This is a genomic window from Pseudomonas sp. GD03944, assembly GCF_029839275.1.
Lineage (GTDB): Bacteria > Pseudomonadota > Gammaproteobacteria > Pseudomonadales > Pseudomonadaceae > Aquipseudomonas.
Map to the genome: position 1 here is coordinate 169,722 of NZ_JAOCAH010000011.1, position 18,096 is coordinate 187,817.

The following is an 18,096-nucleotide window of genomic DNA, read 5'->3' on the forward strand; positions in this document are numbered from 1 at the left end:
TTTGGCAGCTAATCCGCAGTGTTGTTTTTATAACCACTTACTGCAAAAAAGGTCGTAGCAAGGCACTGTCCATAATTACCGGACAGTTATTTTCTTATCAGGGGTTACTGCATCTTTCAGGATGAACCAATCAGTCATCCTGTATTCCGGATAACTTCGGAATACCTCGGTCGAGTGGCACGGCCCACCCGCGAAACCTCAGCCTGTCGAGCGAGACTGTTCGCCCAGTCGATGATAAGCGCGGTTGAAATACACCAACCCCTCCTGGCTGTCGCCATGGCGGATGCCCAGCACTTCGCAATAGAAAATGGTGTGTGAGCCCACCTCATGCGCCTGAGCGATGCGGCAGTCGAAATTCACCAGGGCGTCGTCCAGAAGCGGTGCACCACTTTCCAACGTGCTCCAGCGGGCCTGGGCGAAACGCTGGCTGGAGTCCAGGTCGCGACTGGCGAACACACCCGAGATGTCCTTCAGCTCGGCGCTCAGCACATTCACACTGAGCACGCCGTTCTGCTTGAAGTGACCATTGGAGAACGACGCGCGGTTCATGCATACCAGCAGCGTCGGCGGCTGGTCGGTGACGCTGCATACGGCCGAGGCGGTGAAGCCCCAGCGCCCGGCTGCACCGTCGGTGGTGATCACTGAAACGGCGCCGCCCAACAGCGCCATGGCATTACGGAAACCTGTGGTGTCGACCATGATCTTGCCCTCGCCTCTCAGCAGGCGGTGAAAAACTACCTGCGTTGTCTGGCCGTCGTAAAAACAGCCTCAAATGCTCATTTAAAAAACGTAAACTCGAACGCGACTCCGAGCGTTTCTCGGCTGTTTTCGCCTCAGCCAGCCTGCCTCGCCTACGTTTTTCAACGACCTGCTAGATATCCAGCACCAGTTTTTTCGACTTGGCGCGTGAACAGCAGACCAGGATCTGGTCGTTGCCAGCCTTCTCGTCATCGGTCAGGTAGACGTCTCGATGATCCGGCTCGCCTTCCAGCACGTCGCACAGGCAGGTGCCACAGACGCCCTGCTCGCAGGAGATTTCCACCTTGATGCCGACAGTGGCGAGGGCATCGATGATGGTCTGGCCTTCGGCAACCTGAACGGTCTTGCCGCTGCGCTGCGCCACCACCTCGAAGCTGTCGCCGGACGCATCTACCTCCACCTGGAAATATTCGCGGTGGATATGATCCTCCGCGTAGCCGGCCTTGCGTGCACCGTCGATAACCCAGTCCATGAAGCCAGACGGGCCGCACACGTAGACGTGCACGCCGGTGCCTGGCTGGCCAAGCACGGCTGGCAGGTCGAGCTTCTGCGCGTCGCCCTCATCATCGAAATGGGTGCACACGCAGGCGGCGAAGTCGGCGCCTGCCAGCTCGTCGAGGAAGGCCGTACGGTGACGCGAACGCCCGCAGTAGTGCAGCTCGAAGGGGCTGTCCTGGGCGGTCAACTGATGCGCCATGGCGATCATCGGGGTGATGCCGATGCCACCGCCAATAAGGATCGAACGACTGGCGCCAGCGGCCAGGGGAAACAGGTTGCGCGGCGTGCCGACGCTGACGCTGGCACCTTCGGTGAGCAGCTCGTGAACCGCCACCGAGCCACCACGCGAAGCCGGGTCACGCAGCACACCCAGGCGGTAGACGCTGGCGTTGGCCGGGTCACCGCAGAGCGAATACTGGCGTACCAGGCCGGGTTTGAGGTGGATATCGACATGGGCACCGGCCTCGAAGGTCGGCAGATTGCTGCCCGTCGGATCGGCGAGGTCGAGGATCACCACGCCCTCGCCTTGCTCCTGCCGCTTGCGTACCACCAGGTTCAACACTTGCTCAGTCATACCGACCTTCCCGCACCCTTCGGGGTGCTGATTGTTCTCGTTCGTTACAGTCCGCAGCTCGCACGCGCGGCATTCTTTCTTTTGTCCGCTGCGGCCATGGACCGCAGCGGGCGGGGCTCAGCGCATGAACAGGCCGCCGTTCACGTCCCAGGTCGCCCCGGTGGTGAAGTAGGCTTCCGGGCGCGCCAGTTGCACCACCAGGTCACCGAGGAAATCCGCATCGCCGAGGCGCTTCACCGGGATGTTGGTCAGCAAGCCAGCCATGCGCTCCGGCGGCACCGCCGCATGCACGGCGGGTGACTCGATGGGGCCGGGGGCAATGGCGTTGACCGTCACCCCGGCAGCCGCCAGCTCCTTGGCGAAGATCTTGGTCAAGGTGACGATGGCGCCCTTGGAGGCGGCGTAGTGCGCGCCCGTGGCGGTGCCGCCGTTCTGTCCGGCCAGCGAGGCCATGTTGATGATCCGCCCGTAGCCAGCCGTAGCCATGTGCCCGCCGAGCACCTGGCAGCCGAGGAAAATGCTGCGGGTGTTGAGGCTCATGACCCGGTCGAACTCTTCCGGGCTGATCTGCATGACTGGCGTGGTGCGGGTCATCGCGGCGCTGTTGACCGCCGCGTGCAGCGCGCCCCAGCGAGCCAGAACGGCGGCCAGCGCAGCCTCGAAGTCAGCCTTACTGGCCACGTCGAGCGGCAGCGCCAGGCTGCGCTGACCGCTCGGATCGAGGCGGTCGGCGGCGGCCTGGGCACTTTTCAGCGACAGATCGGTGATCACCACCGCATAACCGGCTGCGAACAGACGGTTGGCGATGGACAGACCGAGGCCCTGGGCGGCGCCGGTGACGAGTGCTACCTGAGTCATGACGGCGTCCTACAGGATGTAGCCGATACCGGCGAGCGTATCGGTGGAGTTGATCAACTGGATCAGCTTGCGCTGGATCTTGAAGCAGTCACCGTCACGCTTGAGCTGGAAGGTGAGGTCAGCGGTGTAGTGCTTGAGCACGTCCTTGCGGAACTCACGCAGGTTCTGCGCGCAGCGCACGGTGACCACGCCGTCTGCCTCGCCGAGCACACGAAAGCGCGACAGGCTGCGCACGGTGCGGGCACGCGGGCTGGTGGAGATGGACTCGCCACCGATCAGGCGCTGTACACGCAACTGACGCATGTGGTGGTCGTCGTAGGCGTAGTTGAGGGTGTTCTCGAAATCGGTCTCGTTGGGGTCGATCGGGATGATGTAGGTGCCCTTGTCGGCCCACAGGTTCAGCCAGGCGTCGAAGTCGCCGTGGTCGAGCATGTCCGCTTCCTGCCAGATGAAGGCGCTGACGTGGTTGAGCAGTTCAAGATTCATGGTCGTTCTCTTCAAATAAGTGCGTTACGGAACTGAGCAGCAGGCCCCTCTCAGCGTGCCGAGAGAGGGGCGAGACGGCTCAGGCCGACATCATCTTTTTCCACTGTTGGTAGGCCGCGCGCATGCCGGTCTCGGCACTCACGTCGCTGACCAGGCCGTCCTCGCTCGGCTTCTCGCCGGGCAGGCCGCGGTTGAGCATGATCCACAGGTCGCTGCCGGCCTGGGCGCCCTTCTGTACGCGCTCCCAGGCCTCGGAGTCGTCCGGCGTACCGAAGCCCATCGGGCCCTGGAAGTGTTCGTGCAGGCGCAGGCGGTAGCGGTTGGCCACGGCCGGGCCGCCGTCCATGGTGATCACCGCATGGTGGATTTCGGTCTCGTTCACCGAGACCGGCTGCAGCACGCGGAAGAAGGCCATGGAGCAGGCAACGTTGGGGAACAGGTTGAGGTTGAAGCCCGAACCGCCGACGGCGCGAACGATGCGGCGCACCTGCTGTTCCTCGATGCCTTCGTCACGCAGCTCCTGGGCCAGCGCCTCGAAGCGCTCGGGGATCGGCTTGTCGAGGTCGGCTTCCAGATCCACCAGGTCGGGAATCATCACCATCACGCTGTGGCCGTTGCCGAGATCCTCGACGTAACCGGGACCTTCGACGAAATCGAACAGCTCCAGGGTCTGCTCGTCCACCGAGGACAGGAACGACTTGTGCACCAGCGGGAAGTGGTAGGCGTCGGTGGTGTTCTCCAGCTGGATCTTCCAGTTGCCGGGGAAACGGAAGCGATGCTCACCGGAGACCTTCACGCCATAGCCGGCGCCCTGCTTCATGAACAGGTCGATCCATTTCTTCGCCGCGCCGAGGAAGTCCTCCAGCGGCTCGATGTCGTCCTTGAAGGTGGCGAAGATCATGCCGTTGTATTGCTCGACGCGCAGGCTGACCAGCGGCAGCTCGCCCTTGTCCAGGCAGTCGGCGTAGCTTTCCGGGTGCGGCACGCCACGCAGGCTGCCGTCGAGGGCGTAGCTCCAGCCATGGTAGGGGCAGACGAAGCTGTTGGTCTTGCCCTTCTTGTGCTCGCAGACGGTGGCGCCGCGATGGCGGCAGCGGTTGAGCAGCACGTGCACGTCCTTCTTGCGGTCGCGCACGACGATCACCGGCTGCTTGCCGATGTAGGTGCTCTTGTAGCTGCCGTTGTCGGGAATCTCGCTGGCGTGTGCCACCCACACCCAGGTGCTGTAGAAGACCTTCTCCAGCTCTTCGTCGAAGATGCGCGCATCGGTATACAGGGAGGTGTGCACGCGGTCGTGCAGCACCAGGTCGGCCGGGGTGGCGGCCAGGTTCACGGTTTCGATCAGGTTGGTCACGATCACTCCTCGTCGGCATCGCGTGCCGACTCACAATTTCTCTTGCTCGCCTCGCCCGACAATCGGAGCGTCGGCTGGCGCCATCTTCGTAGGGTGGGCTTCAGCCCACGTCTGGCCTTTCTGCGGTGGGCTAAAGCCCACCCTACGTCTGTTGTTTCTGGCCCGGCACGGGCAGGTGGGCATCGCTGTTCCACGCTTCGACCGGGCGGCCGAACAGGTTCTCGGTCTGGAAATGGGCCATACGCCAGGTGCCTTCCTCTTCGCGAAAGCGCACCGTCAGGCGCGCGGCGTTGAGGTGCGAGGCACCGCTGGCGAAGGTGGAGGTCTGCAGCATCACCCAGCTGCCATTGGCCTCGTCGCCCTCCACGCGGATCAGCTCCGAGCAGAGGAAGTGCACATTGAGGGCGAAGTGCGCCGGCTCGGTCATGTAGCCGGCGAACATCGCGCGAATCGCCTCGCGCCCCTGGTAGCCGCCGAAGCTCTTGGCGTACTTCGCGCCCTTGCCTTCCCAGATGGCGTCGGCGGTGAACAGCCCGGCCAGCTCGTCCAGCGGGGTACGCGCATCGAGCGCGTCGCACAGCACCATGTAGCGGTTCATGCAGGCACGCACGGCGTTCTCGCTTTCCAGCTGGTGCAGGCGGGCTTCGAGGGATCGGCTCATGGCTCAGACCCGCTGGATGATCAGTTCGCGGCCGGTACGCGCTTCCACCTTGCAGTAGCGCCACAGCTTGTACGGGCCGGTGCCCACGGCGGTGGTGCGGAACAGGTTGCAGGCGGCGTGCACCGTCTCGATGTCCGGCACGTCGGCCAGCAGGTAGGTGGTCCAGGGGTAGCCGGTGGATGGGCCGACCATGCTCTGGTCGTCGTCCATGTTGCCGAATACCTTCACCCCGGGCAGGTCGTGGATACCGTTCCACATGGCGCTGAACGCCGCCCAGACTTCCAGTTGCTCTTCACGCGGGGCGTCGAAGAAGTTCTGGTTGATACCCATGCAGAACAGGACGCGCAGGGCTTTTTTCTCAGTCATCACAATCACCGATCTGTCAGTTGAAAGTCACAGGTAGCCAGGCAGCGGCTTGTTGCCGAAGAAGATCGCGCCGGCGTTCTGGTAGGTCATGTCGCCCATGAAGGCGTGCTGGGTGATCACCAGGGTGTCGTTGACGAACCGCGACAGCGGGCTCTCCCGATACACGCCGGTCATTCCCGAGAGCATTTGCGCAGTACGCGCGACCTCGGCCGACACACGGGTGGCGTGGGTCGAGGACAGGCGCAGCAGGTTGGTCTGCTCGACGCACACCGGGCTGCCTGCCAGCACGCTGTTCCAGGCGTCTTCCATGGCTTCGTAGAACCAGGAGCGGGCTGCACGCAGTTCGGCTTCGGCCTTGGCCATCTGCATTTGCGCCAGCGGGCGATCCGCCAGCGCCGGGGCGCCAGTAACGGAGAAGCGACCACTGGCCAGGCCCGACAGGTAGTCGAGAGCCGCGCGCGCAACCCCCAGGCCCACCACCGAAAGCACCTGGGTGGCGAAAGACAGCGAGGGGTAGCGGAACATCGGCTCGTCCAGATTGGCTGCTCCGCCACGGACGAAGGTCCAGTCCTCGGGCACTACCACGCCATCGATCACCACGTCATGGCTGCCAGTGCCGATCAGGCCGACTACATCCCAGGTCTCCTCGATCCTCACCTTTTCGCGTGGCATCACTGCCAGGCGCGGCAGGCCAACCGTCTCGCCATTCTTCGGGCTGATGCCAACTCCGATCAGGCCGGCACCCATGCAGCCGCTGGAAAACTTCCAGCGGCCGCTGACCTTGAGGCCGCCATCGACGAACTGCGCCGGTTGCGGCGGGAAGATGCCGCCCGCGAAGACCACGTCGGGACCGTTGGCATAGATTTTCTTCAAAGTCTCCAGGGGCAGAGCCGCCAGGTACACCGGGTTCATGCCGAAGCTAGCGACCCAGCCGGCGGAGCCGTCGGCGGCGGAGATTTCCTCCACCATCTCGCAGAACGCCATCGGGCTGCGCTGCTCGCCGCCGAAGCGAGTGGGGACCAGGGCGCGATAGACGCCGAGCTCCTTGAAGCGCTCGATCACGTCATGGGAAATGTATTTCTGCTGGTCGAACTCCTCACCTCGGGCACGCTCGCGGATTTCGGCCAGCAGCGCCTGAAAGGCTTCATTGGCGGTAATCGGGGCCAGGCATTGGTGATCCAGCTGATTTAGGGAAGACATGGGCTTCTCCACAATGGGTACGGTTATTGTTCGAGGCGCCGCAGCAACTCGCGGGCGACTGCCAGAAGCAGTTCGTCCGCGCCCTTGGCGGCGATCAGTTGCAGCCCCACCGGCAACTTCGAAGCTCCTTCGAAAGGAATGCTCAATGCCGGGTGGCCAGTCAGGTTGAAAGGACGAACGAAAGCGGTCATGCCGATGGCAGCGCGGGTATCGGCGGCGTCCACCACCCGCGCCGGGTAGTCCGGCATGGTCGGCAGGGCGAGGATCGGGCACTGCGCCAGGGCGGCATCCACCTCGGCCGTGAAGGAGGCGCGGCAACGCTCGGCATCGAGGAGAGCGACCTCGCTGGTATCACGCGCAGCCAGTAGCCGGCCGGCGACGTCGGCACCAACCAGGCCTGTGTCTACCAGATGCCCGCAGGCATTCCAGGTTTCTCGGTTGATCACCGCCAGGCCCGCGTCGTAGGCCGCCGACAAGCCCGGCAAGGGCGCCTCGTGCAGTTCGAAATTCGAGGCTGCGAGCACAGCATTCAGCGCGTCCTGCACCTCCGGGTGCGCCTGCACGGGCACGACACCCACACGCACGCCGCTCACGCTCGGCAGCGCCCTGAAGGATGGATCGATGAGCCGCATCGCGCTGATCAGTGTCTCGATATCGGCGGCGAAGGGGCCGACACAATCCAACGACGTCTGCGCCGGCATCACCCCGGCACGGCTGACCCGGCCAAAGGTGGGCTTGAGCCCGAACACACCGCAGCAAGCGGCGGGAATACGCACCGATCCGCCGGTATCGGTTCCCAGGGAAAAATCGCATAGGCCAGCGGCTACCGCGGCAGCCGAACCGCTGGAAGAGCCGCCAGGAATACATTCGGGATAACGTGGGTTCTCTGCCGTGCCGGTCCATGCATTGAGGCCGGTAGTGCCGAAAGCCAGCTCATGCAGGCTGGTCTTGCCGACGATCTGGCAGCCGCCATCGAGCAGCGACTGAACCACAGCGGCATGGCGCTCGGCGTCCAATACATGTTCAAGCGCACGACTGGAAGCACGGGTGGGATGCCCGGCCACATCGATGGTGTCCTTCACCATTACACGAGGGCCTTGCCCACCGAGCTTCAGCGCCTCGACCACGATCGTCATCTGCTTCACCCATTGCCGTTTCTGTTGATGAACCGAGTCGCCGCATACGCGGCGATTCGAGTAAATCCAGAATCGGAACAATTACGTGAATTGTCAATTGAATTATCACTTAAAAAATAGTGTGTAGATTCGGTGCATTTTCAATCGAATAGCACGATTCACGTGCATTTTAGTAACAGTAAAAACCTGTAACATTCACGTATAAAGTACGAAAAATTCTTTTTAAAACATATATATAAATATAAGACGAGAACTATTATCAACGCACACATGCATTTTTCAGGTTTGATGATCCGAATTCAAAGCGGCCGATAATCGCACAAAAAATACAACGACCAAACGCTCTAAAAAGGCGCGAAATAAGCCGTCTTTTCACAATGAAAAAAGCTAAAAAACACCCCTTCTCAGCCACAAAAAAAGCGCCTCCAGGCCTGATGAAATCAGCCATTGACTGATCCACGTCGCCCTCGCAGCAGGATCACCTCAACACCTCCCGACAAAGCCGATTCCCCCCCTGATCCGAGACTGCGCAGCACCATGCGGCACCCTCGGTACACGACGTTCTGGCACGGGAGGTGCAAATCGGCTCATGTCGGACGGGTAAACCACCGGCAGCGCCAGAACAAAAAAGAAGACGACACGACCATTCGCGCATCTCGCCTTGATGCCCCATGCCCGACTGGCTCCTGTCTCTCCAAATAGCCTTGCAACCGCTCGGAGTACGTCATGCACTTCAAACGAACTGTGTCCACCCTCCTTCTCGGCGTCGTCTGCGCCTCCTTCGTACAGGCCGAGGTAAAGGTCGGTGTCATCACGTCTTCTACTGGCCCCATCGCGCTGGTCGGGCTGCCTCAGAAAAATTCCATACCGCTGCTGCCCACCCAGGCCGGCGACCAACAGGTCAGGTACATCGCTCTGGATGACGGCAGCGACCCCACTGCGACGGTGAAGGCGCTGAAGAAACTGATCAGCGAGGAAAACGTCGACGCCATCATCGGCCCGAGCGGCTCGCCCAACGCCATGGGCGTGATCCAGTTCGTCGCCGAGGCCGGTGTGCCGCTTCTGGCCCCGGTGGGCACGGCCGCCGTGGTGGTGCCGATGACCGAACAAAAGAAGTGGGTGTTCAAGACCACACAGAACGACGACCTGATCGCCAAGGCGCTGGTCGAGGATATGAAGGCGCGCGACGTTGAAACGCTGGGTTTCATCGGCACCGCCGACCCTTATGGCGAGAACTGGTCCAAGGTGATGGGCACCCTGGCGGCCGAGCACGGCATCAAGATACTGGCCAGCGAACGCTTCCAGCGTCAGGACACCTCGGTGACCGGACAAAGCCTGAAAATTCTCGCCTCACGTCCCGACGCCGTACTGGTAGCCGCACCCGGCAGTTCGTCGGTACTGCCGCAGACAACCTTGTACGACCAAGGCTACCGCGGCCAGGTATACCAGACCCATGGCGCGGCCCTGCCGGACTTTCTCAGGCTCGGCGGCAACAAGGTCGAAGGGACGATCCTCGCCGCGAGCCTGATGCTGGTGCTCGACCAGATGCCAGACAGCCACCCGTCGAAGGCCATCGCCAACGACTACGTGACCGCCTACGAGAAGCTCAACGGCAGCAAGCCAGCCACCTTTGGCGCCAATACCTATGACGCCGGCCTGCTGTTGCAGCAGGCGATCCCCGTAGCTGCCGCCAAGGCCGCACCGGGCACCCCGGAGTTTCGCGCCGCCTTGCGCGACGCGCTGGAGGCAACCCGGGAGTTCCCCGCCACCCAGGGCGTATACAACATGAGCCCCGAGGACCACAGCGGCTTCGACGACCGTGGTCGCGAGTTGATCCAGGTGAAGAACGGCACCTGGACGCTGCTCAAAGGCAACTGATCGCTTCGCGTGATACCCCGTAGGGTGGGCCGGGCGGCGATCCGCTTTAGCCCACCGCTGGCTGGTAAGCAAAGCCAACCGCTGGATGTGGGCTGAAGCCCACCCTACGGACTCGCGCGCTCCATACCGCAAACGAGTTTTCGATATGAATTTCCAGATTGCCCTGCTGCTCGGCCAGGACGGTATCACCAACGGCGCCATCTACGCGCTGCTGGCGCTTTCGATCCTGCTGGTCTTTACCGTGACGCGCATCCTGCTGATCCCACTGGGTGAGTTCGTCACCTACGGTGCGCTGACCATGGCCGCCCTCCAGGCTGGCCACTCCACCGCGCTGGTCTGGTTGCTGCTGGCCCTGACCCTGGCCGACTGTGCGATGGATCTGTATGACGCCAACCGTTTCAGCCACCGCTTCCGCTTCCCGAAGCGTATTGCGTTCAAGCTCACCTATGCCCTGGCCATGGTCGGCCTGATGCGCAGCCTGCCCCTGGCGGAGCTGCCGATGGCATTTCAGGCCCTGCTCACCCTGGCGCTGGTAGTGCCAATTGGCCCGCAGCTCTACCGCCTGGTATTCCAGCCCTTGGCCTCGGCGAGTGCCCTGGTACTGCTGATCGTGTCCATCGCCGTGCATGTAGCGATGGTCGGCATCGCCCTACTGCTGTTCGGTCCCGAAGGCGCTCGAACCAAGCCCTTTTCCGAAACCGGTCTGAGCCTGGGCCCAGTGACGTTCAACAGCCAGACCCTGTGGGTGATCGCCGTGTCCCTGGCATTGATCATCGGCCTGTTCCTGTTCTTCGAACGCAGCCTGTACGGCAAGGCCCTACGCGCCACGGCAGTCAACCGTCTTGGCGCGCGCCTGATGGGTATCTCGCCGACGCTGGCAGGCAAGGCCACATTCGCCCTTGCGACGTTCATCGGAACCTTGTCGGGCATTCTCATCGCGCCAATTACCACCCTGTACTTCGACTCCGGCTTCGTCATCAGCCTCAAGGGCTTCGTCGGCGCCATCATCGGTGGTCTGGTCAGTTATCCGGTGGCCGCCCTGGGCGCCCTCGCCGTGGGGCTGATCGAAGCCTTCTCGATGTTCTGGGCCAGCACCTACAAGGAGATCATCGTCTTTACGTTGATCATCCCCTTCCTGCTCTGGCGCTCTCTCACCAGCCGTCATGTGGAGGACGATGAATGAAACCGCACTACCTGATTCTCGTCTTGGTCGCCGTGCTGGCCGTAGCACCAGCCGCACTGCCGCCGTATTACGTCACCCTGCTCAACTACATCGGCCTGTACACGCTGGTCGTACTCGGTCTGGTGTTGCTCACCGGCGTCGGCGGTATGACCAGCTTCGGCCAGGCCGCCTTCGTAGGCCTCGGCGCCTACACCAGCGCCTACCTGACCACCGTGCAGGATTTGCCGGCCTGGCTGGCCTGGGCCAGCGCGTCACCCTGGCTCACACTCCTGGTGGGCCTGACCCTGACAGCCGTCGTGGCCCTGGTACTCGGCGCGCTGACCCTGAAGCTGTCCGGTCACTACCTGCCATTGGGCACCATCGCCTGGGGCCTGTCGCTGTACTACCTGTTCGGCACCCTGGAATCGGTCGGCGGCCACACCGGAGTCAGCGGCCTGCCAAGTATTTCCCTGTTTGGCTGGGCGCTGGACAAGGGCGAGAAGATCTATTACCTGATCTGGGGCATTCTGCTGTGCGCCATGCTCGTTACCCAGAACCTTCTCGACTCCCGTGAAGGCCGCGCCATCCGCGCACTCAAGGGCGGCCAACTGATGGCTGAGTCGATGGGCGTGAATACGTTCCGAGCGAAGATGGTGATCTTCCTCATCTCGGCGCTGTTCGCCGCGCTCTCTGGCTGGCTCTACGCCCATACCCAGCGCTTCGTGAACCCGACACCGTTCGGCCTGCACATGGGCATCGAGTACCTGTTCATGGCACTGATCGGCGGCGTCGCCAGCGTCTGGGGTGCCCTGCTCGGCGCCGGCGTGCTGACCATGCTCAAACAGTGGCTGCAGGATCTGCTGCCGCAACTGTTGGGCAGCACCGGTAACTACGAGGTGATCGTCTTCGGCATCATCATCGTGCTGTTGATGCAGCGCGCTCCCGGCGGCCTGTGGCCACTGCTCACGCATCTGCTGCCAAACGCCTGGAAGACCCGCCGCGCAGTCCGCCCGGCCGAAGACGCCAGCGAACTGCCGCAGCGCGACGCGCCGAGCGTCGGCGAGGTGCTGCTGGAAGCACGTGACGTCACCCGTTGCTTCGGTGGTCTGGTGGCCAACAATGCAATGAACCTCGACGTGCAAGCCGGCGAGATTCTCGCGCTGATCGGCCCCAATGGGGCCGGCAAGAGCACCCTGTTCAACCAGCTCTCCGGGGTCGACACCCCCACCTCCGGCGAAGTGCTGTTCCGCGGCCAGCTCATCAACGGCATGGCTTCACGGCACATCGCGCGCATGGGCATGAGCCGTACCTTTCAGCACGTCAAGCTGCTGCCGGAGATGAGTGTGCTGGAGAACGTCGCTCTCGGTGCCCACCTGCGTGGCAGCAAGGGAGTGCTTGCCGCCGCCCTGCGCCTGGACCGCGCCGAAGAAGCCCGCCTACTCGCCGAAGCCCGGCGTCAGCTCGAACGGGTCGGCCTGGGTGACTACCTGCACATTGAGGCTGGCAGCCTGGCGCTGGGGCAGCAACGCCTGCTCGAGATCGCCCGCGCACTCTGCGCCAACCCCTGTTTGCTACTGCTCGACGAACCGGCCGCCGGGTTGCGCCACAAGGAGAAGGAGGCCCTCGGTCAATTGCTCAGTCGCCTGCGCAGCGAAGGCATGGCCATTCTGCTGGTCGAGCACGACATGGACTTCGTGATGGGCCTGGTAGATCGCGTGGTGGTGATGGAGTTCGGCCAGCGCATCGCCTTTGGCCTGCCGGCCGACGTGCAGAAGGATCCCGCGGTACTGGAAGCTTATCTCGGAGGAGCGGAGTGATGAACATGCCCATGCATAACCTGCAGCAAGCGCAGAACCAGATTGCCAATCCGGTGCTGGAGGTCAGCGACCTGTGCGTCGCCTACGGCAAAGTGGAAGCGCTGAGCAACGCCAGCCTGCGTGTCGGCCAGGGACAGATCGTCACGGTGATCGGCCCCAACGGCGCCGGCAAGACCACCCTGCTCTCGGCCATCATGGGTGTGCTCGGCTCCCATGGCCGGATCACCTTCGACGGCTGCCTGGAAGCCGTGCCGGAAGTCGAAGTGATGGTAGGCCGCGGCCTCGGCCTGGTGCCGGAAAAACGCGAATTGTTCAGCAGCATGACAGTGGCCGACAACCTGCTGCTCGGTGGCTTTCAGCGCCATCGCAACGGCCAGCGCGATAACGCCCAGACGCAGAAGGAGGTTTATGACCTGTTCCCCCGACTGTGGGAACGCCGCGACCAATTGGCCGCGACCCTCTCCGGTGGCGAGCGGCAGATGCTCGCTGTGGGCCGTGCACTGATGGCCAAACCCAAGCTGCTGATGCTCGACGAACCGAGCCTGGGCCTGGCGCCACTGATCACCCGCGAGATCTTCCGCATCATCAACACCCTGCGCCAACAGGGTGTCTCGATACTGCTGGTAGAGCAGAACGCCCGCGCCGCCTTGCGCGTCGCGGACTATGCCTACGTACTCGAAACCGGGCAGATCGCCATGCAGGGCCCGGCGACCCAGCTGGCGGATGACCCTCGTGTGATCGAAGCCTACCTGGGCCAAGCCAGCAAGCATCAGGAAATGCTCGCCACCTGAGCCCGGAGCGCCCGCGTGGCGGGCGCATTGTTCTGCCTAAAAAGGAAACCTCTCATGCCCCACCCAACCCCACTGCGCGTTTGCATCGCGGGAGCCGGCGCCATCGGCTGCGCCCTCGCCGCTCGCCTGGTCGAAAGCGGCCAGCCAGTCAGTCTGCTGGCACGCGGCAAGACGCTCGCTGCGCTGCGCGACAACGGCATCCTGTTGAGCGACCTCGACGGCGAGCATCGCGTGACCGTCAGCGCCAGCGACGACTGCCATGTAATCGGCGAACAGGATCTGCTGTTCATCTGCACCAAGGCGCCGGCCTTGGCCGGCCTGCTGCCTGAACTGGCACCACTGATCGGCCCCGAAACCGTGGTCGTGCCGGTCGTCAACGGCGTGCCCTGGTGGTACTTCCACGGTTTCGAAGGGCGCTTCGCGCAGCATCGTGTCGAGGCGGTCGACCCCGGTGGCCGGCTCAGTGCCAGCCTCGACCTGCGCCACGTGCTCGGCTGTGTGGTGTTCATCACCGCCGAAAGCAGCGCCCCCGGCGTGGTGCGCTCGAACAACCCACACCTGATGATTTTCGGTGAGCCGGACGGACAGATGAGCGAGCGTCTGGAGCGCGTGCGCACACTGATAGCCGCCACCGGCATCGAGGCACGCACCACCGAGCGCATCCGCGACCAGCTGTGGACCAAGATCATCGCCAACCTCACCTCCAATCCCCTGTCGGTGGTCACCGGCGCGACCCTGGAACAGCTCTATGGCCAGGCCGAACTGAAGACCGTGGTCGTCAAGATCCTCCAGGAAGCCCTGCTCACCGCGGCGGCCTATGGCGCACGCATCGCCTTCGACCCGCAGACCTTCATGGAACTGGGCGCCGGCATGGGCGCGGTGCGCACCTCCATGCTGCAGGACTACGAGCAGGGTCGACCACTGGAGCTGGCGGCCATCGGCGATGCGGTCGTCGAGCTGGCCGGCTATCAAGGCCTGACGATGCCCACCACCCAAGACATCCTCTCCCTGGCGCGCTTTCGCAGCACCTCGGGGGCCGCCCCGTCCAACACACACTGACACGAGATCCCACCATGAACGCCATGACCGATTTCAGCAAACCGACCCACTGCAGCGACGAAGAATGGGCGCTGCGTGTCAAGCTCGCCTACTGCTACCACCTGGTGGACTGGTTCGGCTGGACCGAAACCATCTTCAACCATATTTCCGCACGCCTGCCTGGTCCGACCCACCATTACCTGGTCAACCCCTTCGGCCTGAACTACACCGAGGTGACGCCGGGCAACCTGCTCAAGGTCGACCTGCACGGCAAGAAACTGGAGCCCTCCCCCTACGACGGCAACCCCGCCGGTTTCGCTCTGCATAGCGCCGTGCACGGCGCGCGTGAAGATATCCAGTGTGTGATCCACACCCACACCACACCGATCTCCGCCGTGGTGCAAAAAAAGCGTGGCTTTACCCATGACGACTTCTACGGCGCCCAGCTCCATGGCCGCATTGGTTACCACACCTTCGAAGGCATCACCCTGTTCGACGAAGAGAAAACGCGGATGATCGAGAGCCTGGGCGACAAACACGTGCTGGTGCTGCGCAACCACGGCATCGCGGTGGGTGAGAGCAGCATAGAGAAGACTTTCTTTCTGCTCTGGACAGTGCAACGCGCCGCCGAGAACCAGTGCGCGGCCGGCGCCTTGGGCGGCGAGGACAACCCGCTGGCGGACGGCATCGCCGCCAAGTGCTCCGACCTCACCGCCATGCTGATCCGCGAGAGTGGTTTCGCCACCAAGTTCTATGACGCCATGGTGCGCAAGATGCGCGCCGAGCGAGCCATGAACTGGTAATGGCGCGGCAAGCAGTGCAGGCCGAAACGGGTGCAGACAGCGCCCGTTAGCGCCTACAGGGGGAAGACAAGAAAGCACCGGTATCTAGAAAGACGCGGCCAAATTCAGGAAAGGTTGTCGAACATCATCGACAAGGTCTGATTGAGTTTCCGGATCTGCGGTTCTGTCAGTCCCTTGAAGCCGTCATGGAACACCTGCGCAGTGGTCTCGTGCATCTCGAAGTAGGCATGACGCCCCTTGTCAGTGATAACCACCTGAGTAACACGACCGTCCTGGTCGCTCTGCCGCGTATCGACCAAACCATCGTCCTTCATCCGATAAACGATCTTGGTGATCGTGGAGAGCTTCGCGACGGCGAACTCCGATATCTCGGAAATACTGGCCTGTTCCGCCTCATAAAGAATGTTGAGAACACGCCATCGAGGAATATCGAGATCAATTTTTTTCAGCAGTGCTTCCATACGCATGGTGTATCGGGCATGCACTCTGACCAGCCAGTAGAAAGGAAACTCTTCCTTGTGAAACTCCTCGCTGATCGGGTTGTAGCGATTGCGACGCGTCTTTGACACCTTCATAAATAGACCGCTTGGGTGAACGTAACGGCAGATAATAGATAGTTCCCTTATTTTATGCACCGGGGCACCCTTCACTCGACGGAGTGCTCCACAAAAAAGGCGCTCATTCAGCCCCAATAGAGCTGCCTCAAGGCGAATAACGCCGTACATTTTGGCCTGATTTCGAAAGAACGGTTCACTCTGATCACTGGCGATACACGGGTGCGAGTCATTGATAGTCGGGTAAAGCGATGTCCTTCAATTCACATAGACGGAAACTGTTGGATGAAAGCGAAGCACTCTCGCATCGCGCTTCCCATGCGCGCTCGTGTGCCTTGCTGGTGGCCCAGAAGCTCGGCCTTAAGCGGGAGGCTGTCATCGAGCGGATAGCGCGCAAAACCGGTGTCGATCTGTATGAGCCGCAATCAACTACCGAGTTACTGATTGCCTTGACGGAACTGGAGAGCATGCGACTAGGTGGATAGAAACCGGCCTGATCAACCAGCTCTACGCAAAGACACCTCTCGGTCAAGACCGCATACAATTGCCAACCGAACATTCCCGGCCATGAACATGGCTTCGCCGGACAAGGAACTCGCCTCCATGGCCTCCCCAGACAAACAGCAAAAACGCGCCCAGCGGGCCAAAGCCAAGGCCAAGCAGAACCGCATGGGCAAGCCCAAGGTCAATGTCGTGCACCCGGTGCTGGCCAACCCGTTTATCAACGAGCCGTTCGATGACGTCGAAATCGACCTCAGCACCTTCGACTTCAAGGACATCGAAGAAAACGGCTTCGACCCGGCGCACTTCGATGACCTGTTCCAGGCCATGAAAACTGGCGAAGGCATCAGCCTGCTCGCGATGTGCCTGGTGTTCCTGCAATACCCGGTGCTGGAACTGGTGGTTGCCGAAGAAGCGGAAGATGCTGCCACCGACTTCATGATGGGCCTGCTGATCGTCTACCGCGGACTCTTCCACGATGAAGACGAAGAAGCAGCCGTGAACTGGATCGGCAGCGACGCCTTCCAGACTGCCTACAACGAAGCCTCGGTGATCCTGCAGAAGAAAAATGCGCGTGGTGCGTCGGGGGCTCGGGTTTAACCAGCCTGCGCAGCTGGCGGCAAGTTTTATGCTGTGGGACAGGCTTATTTGGGCTAGCAAGACAAAAATAAGTACCCGTTTGTAAGGCAGCTTCCGGCCAATTGCGGACCCTCGGGGGGGCAGCTATCGGCCAATAGCGGTCGGTCGACTGATTGGACTGGGACGGTTACGCTGGCGCTTCTCACCTGCCCGGAACAGCCTATGACACAGGTATACCAAGGAAGCTGCTTATGCGCTGCCGTCAGTTACGAGCTACTCGTCTCACCAAAAGCAGTGAGTCATTGTCATTGCAGCCAGTGTCGCAAAGGTCACGGGGCAGCATTCGCTTCGTACGGCAGCATTCCGCGTAGCGCGCTTCGAATACTTCGCGGTTCCACCAGCATCAAAACCTATGCTTCGTCAGAGACGGTATTACGCGAGTTCTGCATGGACTGCGGTTCGACTCTGTTCTGGTCACGATCTGAAGGTAAGTTTGCCGACTGGGTCTCGATAGCGTTGGGCACGCTTGATACGCCCTTCCTGCCTCAAAAGCAGAAGCATGTTCATGTTGATTCCGCAGTCCTCTGGTTCAAATCATCTAACCTATGCCCTCAGGTCGACTGACGGCTTTGGGTCGAAAGCCGTCTCTTTGGAACGACCGCTTCTGGTCGAAAGCGGGCAATGCCTCCGCAACCGCCGCCCTCTCCATTCGCAACTCACCCGTTCAGCAAAACTTCGCCTCCCTTGCCGTCCTCTCCCTCTCACGCTACAGTCCGCCCGTCGCGGTCAATCCCGCGGCCGGGTGTAGGAACCTGTTTTGTCTGAGGCGCGGTAGCGCCATAGCTTTAATAGCCGGCGCTTTTTTGTGTCTGGCTATCGCATCTCTATGGCGGTCCGTGCGGGGCAGGCTTCGGCCTGGCCGGTTCCCTCGGACGCCGGTTTCCTACCCCCGTACGGTCCGCCACCCAAACCCGTAGGAAGGTCGGTGTCGGCTCCTTAATCAGTTCGAGGAGCATAAGGAATCTATGGTCACTCCCTGTTTCGCAACATCTGAACAGCGATGATGGTTGGCTTGCTTGAA

At 62.0% G+C, this 18,096-nt stretch carries 19 protein-coding genes; 8 read left to right on the forward strand and 11 right to left on the reverse strand.

The genetic code is table 11. From position 1 onward, the window contains the following. Nucleotides 1-198 precede the first annotated feature (198 nt). The 10 genes from N5C28_RS17675 to N5C28_RS17720 form a co-directional block, all read right to left on the reverse strand. Nucleotides 199-699 carry a flavin reductase gene (locus N5C28_RS17675; protein ID WP_279824376.1) on the reverse strand — a complete coding sequence of 167 codons (501 nt, stop codon included), beginning with the start codon at nucleotides 697-699 and terminating at the stop codon, nucleotides 199-201. A 172-nt stretch (nucleotides 700-871) separates the two neighbouring features. After that, nucleotides 872-1,831, reverse strand: a complete 960-nt coding sequence (locus N5C28_RS17680; protein ID WP_279824377.1) for a PDR/VanB family oxidoreductase — start codon at nucleotides 1,829-1,831, stop codon at nucleotides 872-874. A 117-nt stretch (nucleotides 1,832-1,948) separates the two neighbouring features. Further along, the gene (locus N5C28_RS17685) at nucleotides 1,949-2,689 is read right to left on the reverse strand and encodes an SDR family NAD(P)-dependent oxidoreductase (RefSeq protein WP_279824379.1); all 741 of its coding nucleotides are present in this window, start codon (nucleotides 2,687-2,689) and stop codon (nucleotides 1,949-1,951) included. Between the two features lie 9 nt (nucleotides 2,690-2,698). Continuing rightward, nucleotides 2,699-3,175 (reverse strand): aromatic-ring-hydroxylating dioxygenase subunit beta, encoded by a 477-nt coding sequence (locus tag N5C28_RS17690; RefSeq protein ID WP_279824380.1) that lies wholly within the window; start codon nucleotides 3,173-3,175, stop codon nucleotides 2,699-2,701. Nucleotides 3,176-3,254: 79 nt separating this feature from the next. Next, entirely contained in the window at nucleotides 3,255-4,529 is a 1,275-nt protein-coding gene (locus N5C28_RS17695) for an aromatic ring-hydroxylating dioxygenase subunit alpha (protein WP_279824382.1), read from the reverse strand. A gap of 142 nt (nucleotides 4,530-4,671) precedes the next feature. Beyond that, complete coding sequence (locus tag N5C28_RS17700; protein ID WP_279824383.1) at nucleotides 4,672-5,190, reverse strand: nuclear transport factor 2 family protein; 519 nt, start codon at nucleotides 5,188-5,190, stop codon at nucleotides 4,672-4,674. Between the two features lie 3 nt (nucleotides 5,191-5,193). Beyond that, nucleotides 5,194-5,556, reverse strand: coding sequence for an IacB protein (locus N5C28_RS17705; protein WP_279824384.1), 363 nt, complete (start codon nucleotides 5,554-5,556; stop codon nucleotides 5,194-5,196). 27 nt (nucleotides 5,557-5,583) lie between these two features. Then, nucleotides 5,584-6,756: an acyl-CoA dehydrogenase family protein gene (locus tag N5C28_RS17710; RefSeq protein WP_279824386.1), complete on the reverse strand. Its 1,173-nt coding sequence runs from the start codon at nucleotides 6,754-6,756 to the stop codon at nucleotides 5,584-5,586. Nucleotides 6,757-6,779: 23 nt separating this feature from the next. Next, nucleotides 6,780-7,892 (reverse strand): amidase, encoded by a 1,113-nt coding sequence (locus N5C28_RS17715; RefSeq protein WP_279824387.1) that lies wholly within the window; start codon nucleotides 7,890-7,892, stop codon nucleotides 6,780-6,782. 259 nt (nucleotides 7,893-8,151) lie between these two features. After that, a complete protein-coding gene (locus N5C28_RS17720) occupies nucleotides 8,152-8,340 on the reverse strand; it encodes a hypothetical protein (protein WP_279824388.1) in 189 nt (62 codons plus the stop codon). A 278-nt stretch (nucleotides 8,341-8,618) separates the two neighbouring features. Here N5C28_RS17720 and N5C28_RS17725 point away from each other — a divergent pair, with 278 nt between their 5' ends. The 6 genes from N5C28_RS17725 (at nucleotide 8,619) to N5C28_RS17750 (ending at nucleotide 15,381) form a co-directional block, all read left to right on the forward strand. Next, nucleotides 8,619-9,770, forward strand: coding sequence for an ABC transporter substrate-binding protein (locus N5C28_RS17725; protein WP_279824389.1), 1,152 nt, complete (start codon nucleotides 8,619-8,621; stop codon nucleotides 9,768-9,770). A gap of 145 nt (nucleotides 9,771-9,915) precedes the next feature. Beyond that, nucleotides 9,916-10,953: a branched-chain amino acid ABC transporter permease gene (locus tag N5C28_RS17730; RefSeq protein WP_279824391.1), complete on the forward strand. Its 1,038-nt coding sequence runs from the start codon at nucleotides 9,916-9,918 to the stop codon at nucleotides 10,951-10,953. Continuing rightward, nucleotides 10,950-12,749 (forward strand): branched-chain amino acid ABC transporter ATP-binding protein/permease, encoded by a 1,800-nt coding sequence (locus N5C28_RS17735; protein WP_279824392.1) that lies wholly within the window; start codon nucleotides 10,950-10,952, stop codon nucleotides 12,747-12,749. Before N5C28_RS17730 ends, N5C28_RS17735 begins: the two co-directional genes overlap by 4 nt. Then, on the forward strand, nucleotides 12,749-13,540 hold the full coding sequence (locus N5C28_RS17740) for an ABC transporter ATP-binding protein (RefSeq protein ID WP_279824394.1): 792 nt from the start codon (nucleotides 12,749-12,751) through the stop codon (nucleotides 13,538-13,540). Before N5C28_RS17735 ends, N5C28_RS17740 begins: the two co-directional genes overlap by 1 nt. Before the next feature lie 54 nt (nucleotides 13,541-13,594). Next, on the forward strand, nucleotides 13,595-14,599 hold the full coding sequence (locus tag N5C28_RS17745; RefSeq protein WP_279824396.1) for a 2-dehydropantoate 2-reductase: 1,005 nt from the start codon (nucleotides 13,595-13,597) through the stop codon (nucleotides 14,597-14,599). A gap of 14 nt (nucleotides 14,600-14,613) precedes the next feature. Beyond that, complete coding sequence (locus tag N5C28_RS17750; protein ID WP_279824397.1) at nucleotides 14,614-15,381, forward strand: class II aldolase/adducin family protein; 768 nt, start codon at nucleotides 14,614-14,616, stop codon at nucleotides 15,379-15,381. Nucleotides 15,382-15,485: 104 nt separating this feature from the next. Here N5C28_RS17750 and N5C28_RS17755 read toward each other — a convergent pair whose 3' ends face one another. Further along, complete coding sequence (locus tag N5C28_RS17755; RefSeq protein ID WP_279824412.1) at nucleotides 15,486-15,956, reverse strand: MarR family transcriptional regulator; 471 nt, start codon at nucleotides 15,954-15,956, stop codon at nucleotides 15,486-15,488. A 582-nt stretch (nucleotides 15,957-16,538) separates the two neighbouring features. Here N5C28_RS17755 and N5C28_RS17760 point away from each other — a divergent pair. Beyond that, nucleotides 16,539-17,036: a hypothetical protein gene (locus N5C28_RS17760; RefSeq protein WP_279824399.1), complete on the forward strand. Its 498-nt coding sequence runs from the start codon at nucleotides 16,539-16,541 to the stop codon at nucleotides 17,034-17,036. Nucleotides 17,037-17,237: 201 nt separating this feature from the next. Continuing rightward, nucleotides 17,238-17,639 (forward strand): GFA family protein, encoded by a 402-nt coding sequence (locus N5C28_RS17765; protein WP_092147704.1) that lies wholly within the window; start codon nucleotides 17,238-17,240, stop codon nucleotides 17,637-17,639. Nucleotides 17,640-18,096: the final 457 nt, after the last annotated feature.

Bases quoted from the DNA above. Each gene is read 5' to 3' on its own strand.
- N5C28_RS17685 (WP_279824379.1), bottom strand. From the start codon at position 2,689: ATGACTCAGGTAGCACTCGTCACCGGCGCCGCCCAGGGCCTCGGTCTG.
- N5C28_RS17715 (WP_279824387.1), bottom strand. From the start codon at position 7,892: ATGACGATCGTGGTCGAGGCGCTGAAGCTCGGTGGGCAAGGCCCTCGT.
- N5C28_RS17730 (WP_279824391.1), top strand. From the start codon at position 9,916: ATGAATTTCCAGATTGCCCTGCTGCTCGGCCAGGACGGTATCACCAAC.
- N5C28_RS17760 (WP_279824399.1), top strand. From the start codon at position 16,539: ATGGCCTCCCCAGACAAACAGCAAAAACGCGCCCAGCGGGCCAAAGCC.
- N5C28_RS17705 (WP_279824384.1), bottom strand. From the start codon at position 5,556: ATGACTGAGAAAAAAGCCCTGCGCGTCCTGTTCTGCATGGGTATCAAC.
- N5C28_RS17755 (WP_279824412.1), bottom strand. From the start codon at position 15,956: ATGAAGGTGTCAAAGACGCGTCGCAATCGCTACAACCCGATCAGCGAG.
- N5C28_RS17750 (WP_279824397.1), top strand. From the start codon at position 14,614: ATGAACGCCATGACCGATTTCAGCAAACCGACCCACTGCAGCGACGAA.
- N5C28_RS17735 (WP_279824392.1), top strand. From the start codon at position 10,950: ATGAAACCGCACTACCTGATTCTCGTCTTGGTCGCCGTGCTGGCCGTA.
- N5C28_RS17690 (WP_279824380.1), bottom strand. From the start codon at position 3,175: ATGAATCTTGAACTGCTCAACCACGTCAGCGCCTTCATCTGGCAGGAA.
- N5C28_RS17700 (WP_279824383.1), bottom strand. From the start codon at position 5,190: ATGAGCCGATCCCTCGAAGCCCGCCTGCACCAGCTGGAAAGCGAGAAC.
- N5C28_RS17740 (WP_279824394.1), top strand. From the start codon at position 12,749: ATGAACATGCCCATGCATAACCTGCAGCAAGCGCAGAACCAGATTGCC.
- N5C28_RS17675 (WP_279824376.1), bottom strand. From the start codon at position 699: ATGGTCGACACCACAGGTTTCCGTAATGCCATGGCGCTGTTGGGCGGC.
- N5C28_RS17765 (WP_092147704.1), top strand. From the start codon at position 17,238: ATGACACAGGTATACCAAGGAAGCTGCTTATGCGCTGCCGTCAGTTAC.
- N5C28_RS17720 (WP_279824388.1), bottom strand. From the start codon at position 8,340: ATGGCTGATTTCATCAGGCCTGGAGGCGCTTTTTTTGTGGCTGAGAAG.
- N5C28_RS17710 (WP_279824386.1), bottom strand. From the start codon at position 6,756: ATGTCTTCCCTAAATCAGCTGGATCACCAATGCCTGGCCCCGATTACC.
- N5C28_RS17680 (WP_279824377.1), bottom strand. From the start codon at position 1,831: ATGACTGAGCAAGTGTTGAACCTGGTGGTACGCAAGCGGCAGGAGCAA.
- N5C28_RS17745 (WP_279824396.1), top strand. From the start codon at position 13,595: ATGCCCCACCCAACCCCACTGCGCGTTTGCATCGCGGGAGCCGGCGCC.
- N5C28_RS17725 (WP_279824389.1), top strand. From the start codon at position 8,619: ATGCACTTCAAACGAACTGTGTCCACCCTCCTTCTCGGCGTCGTCTGC.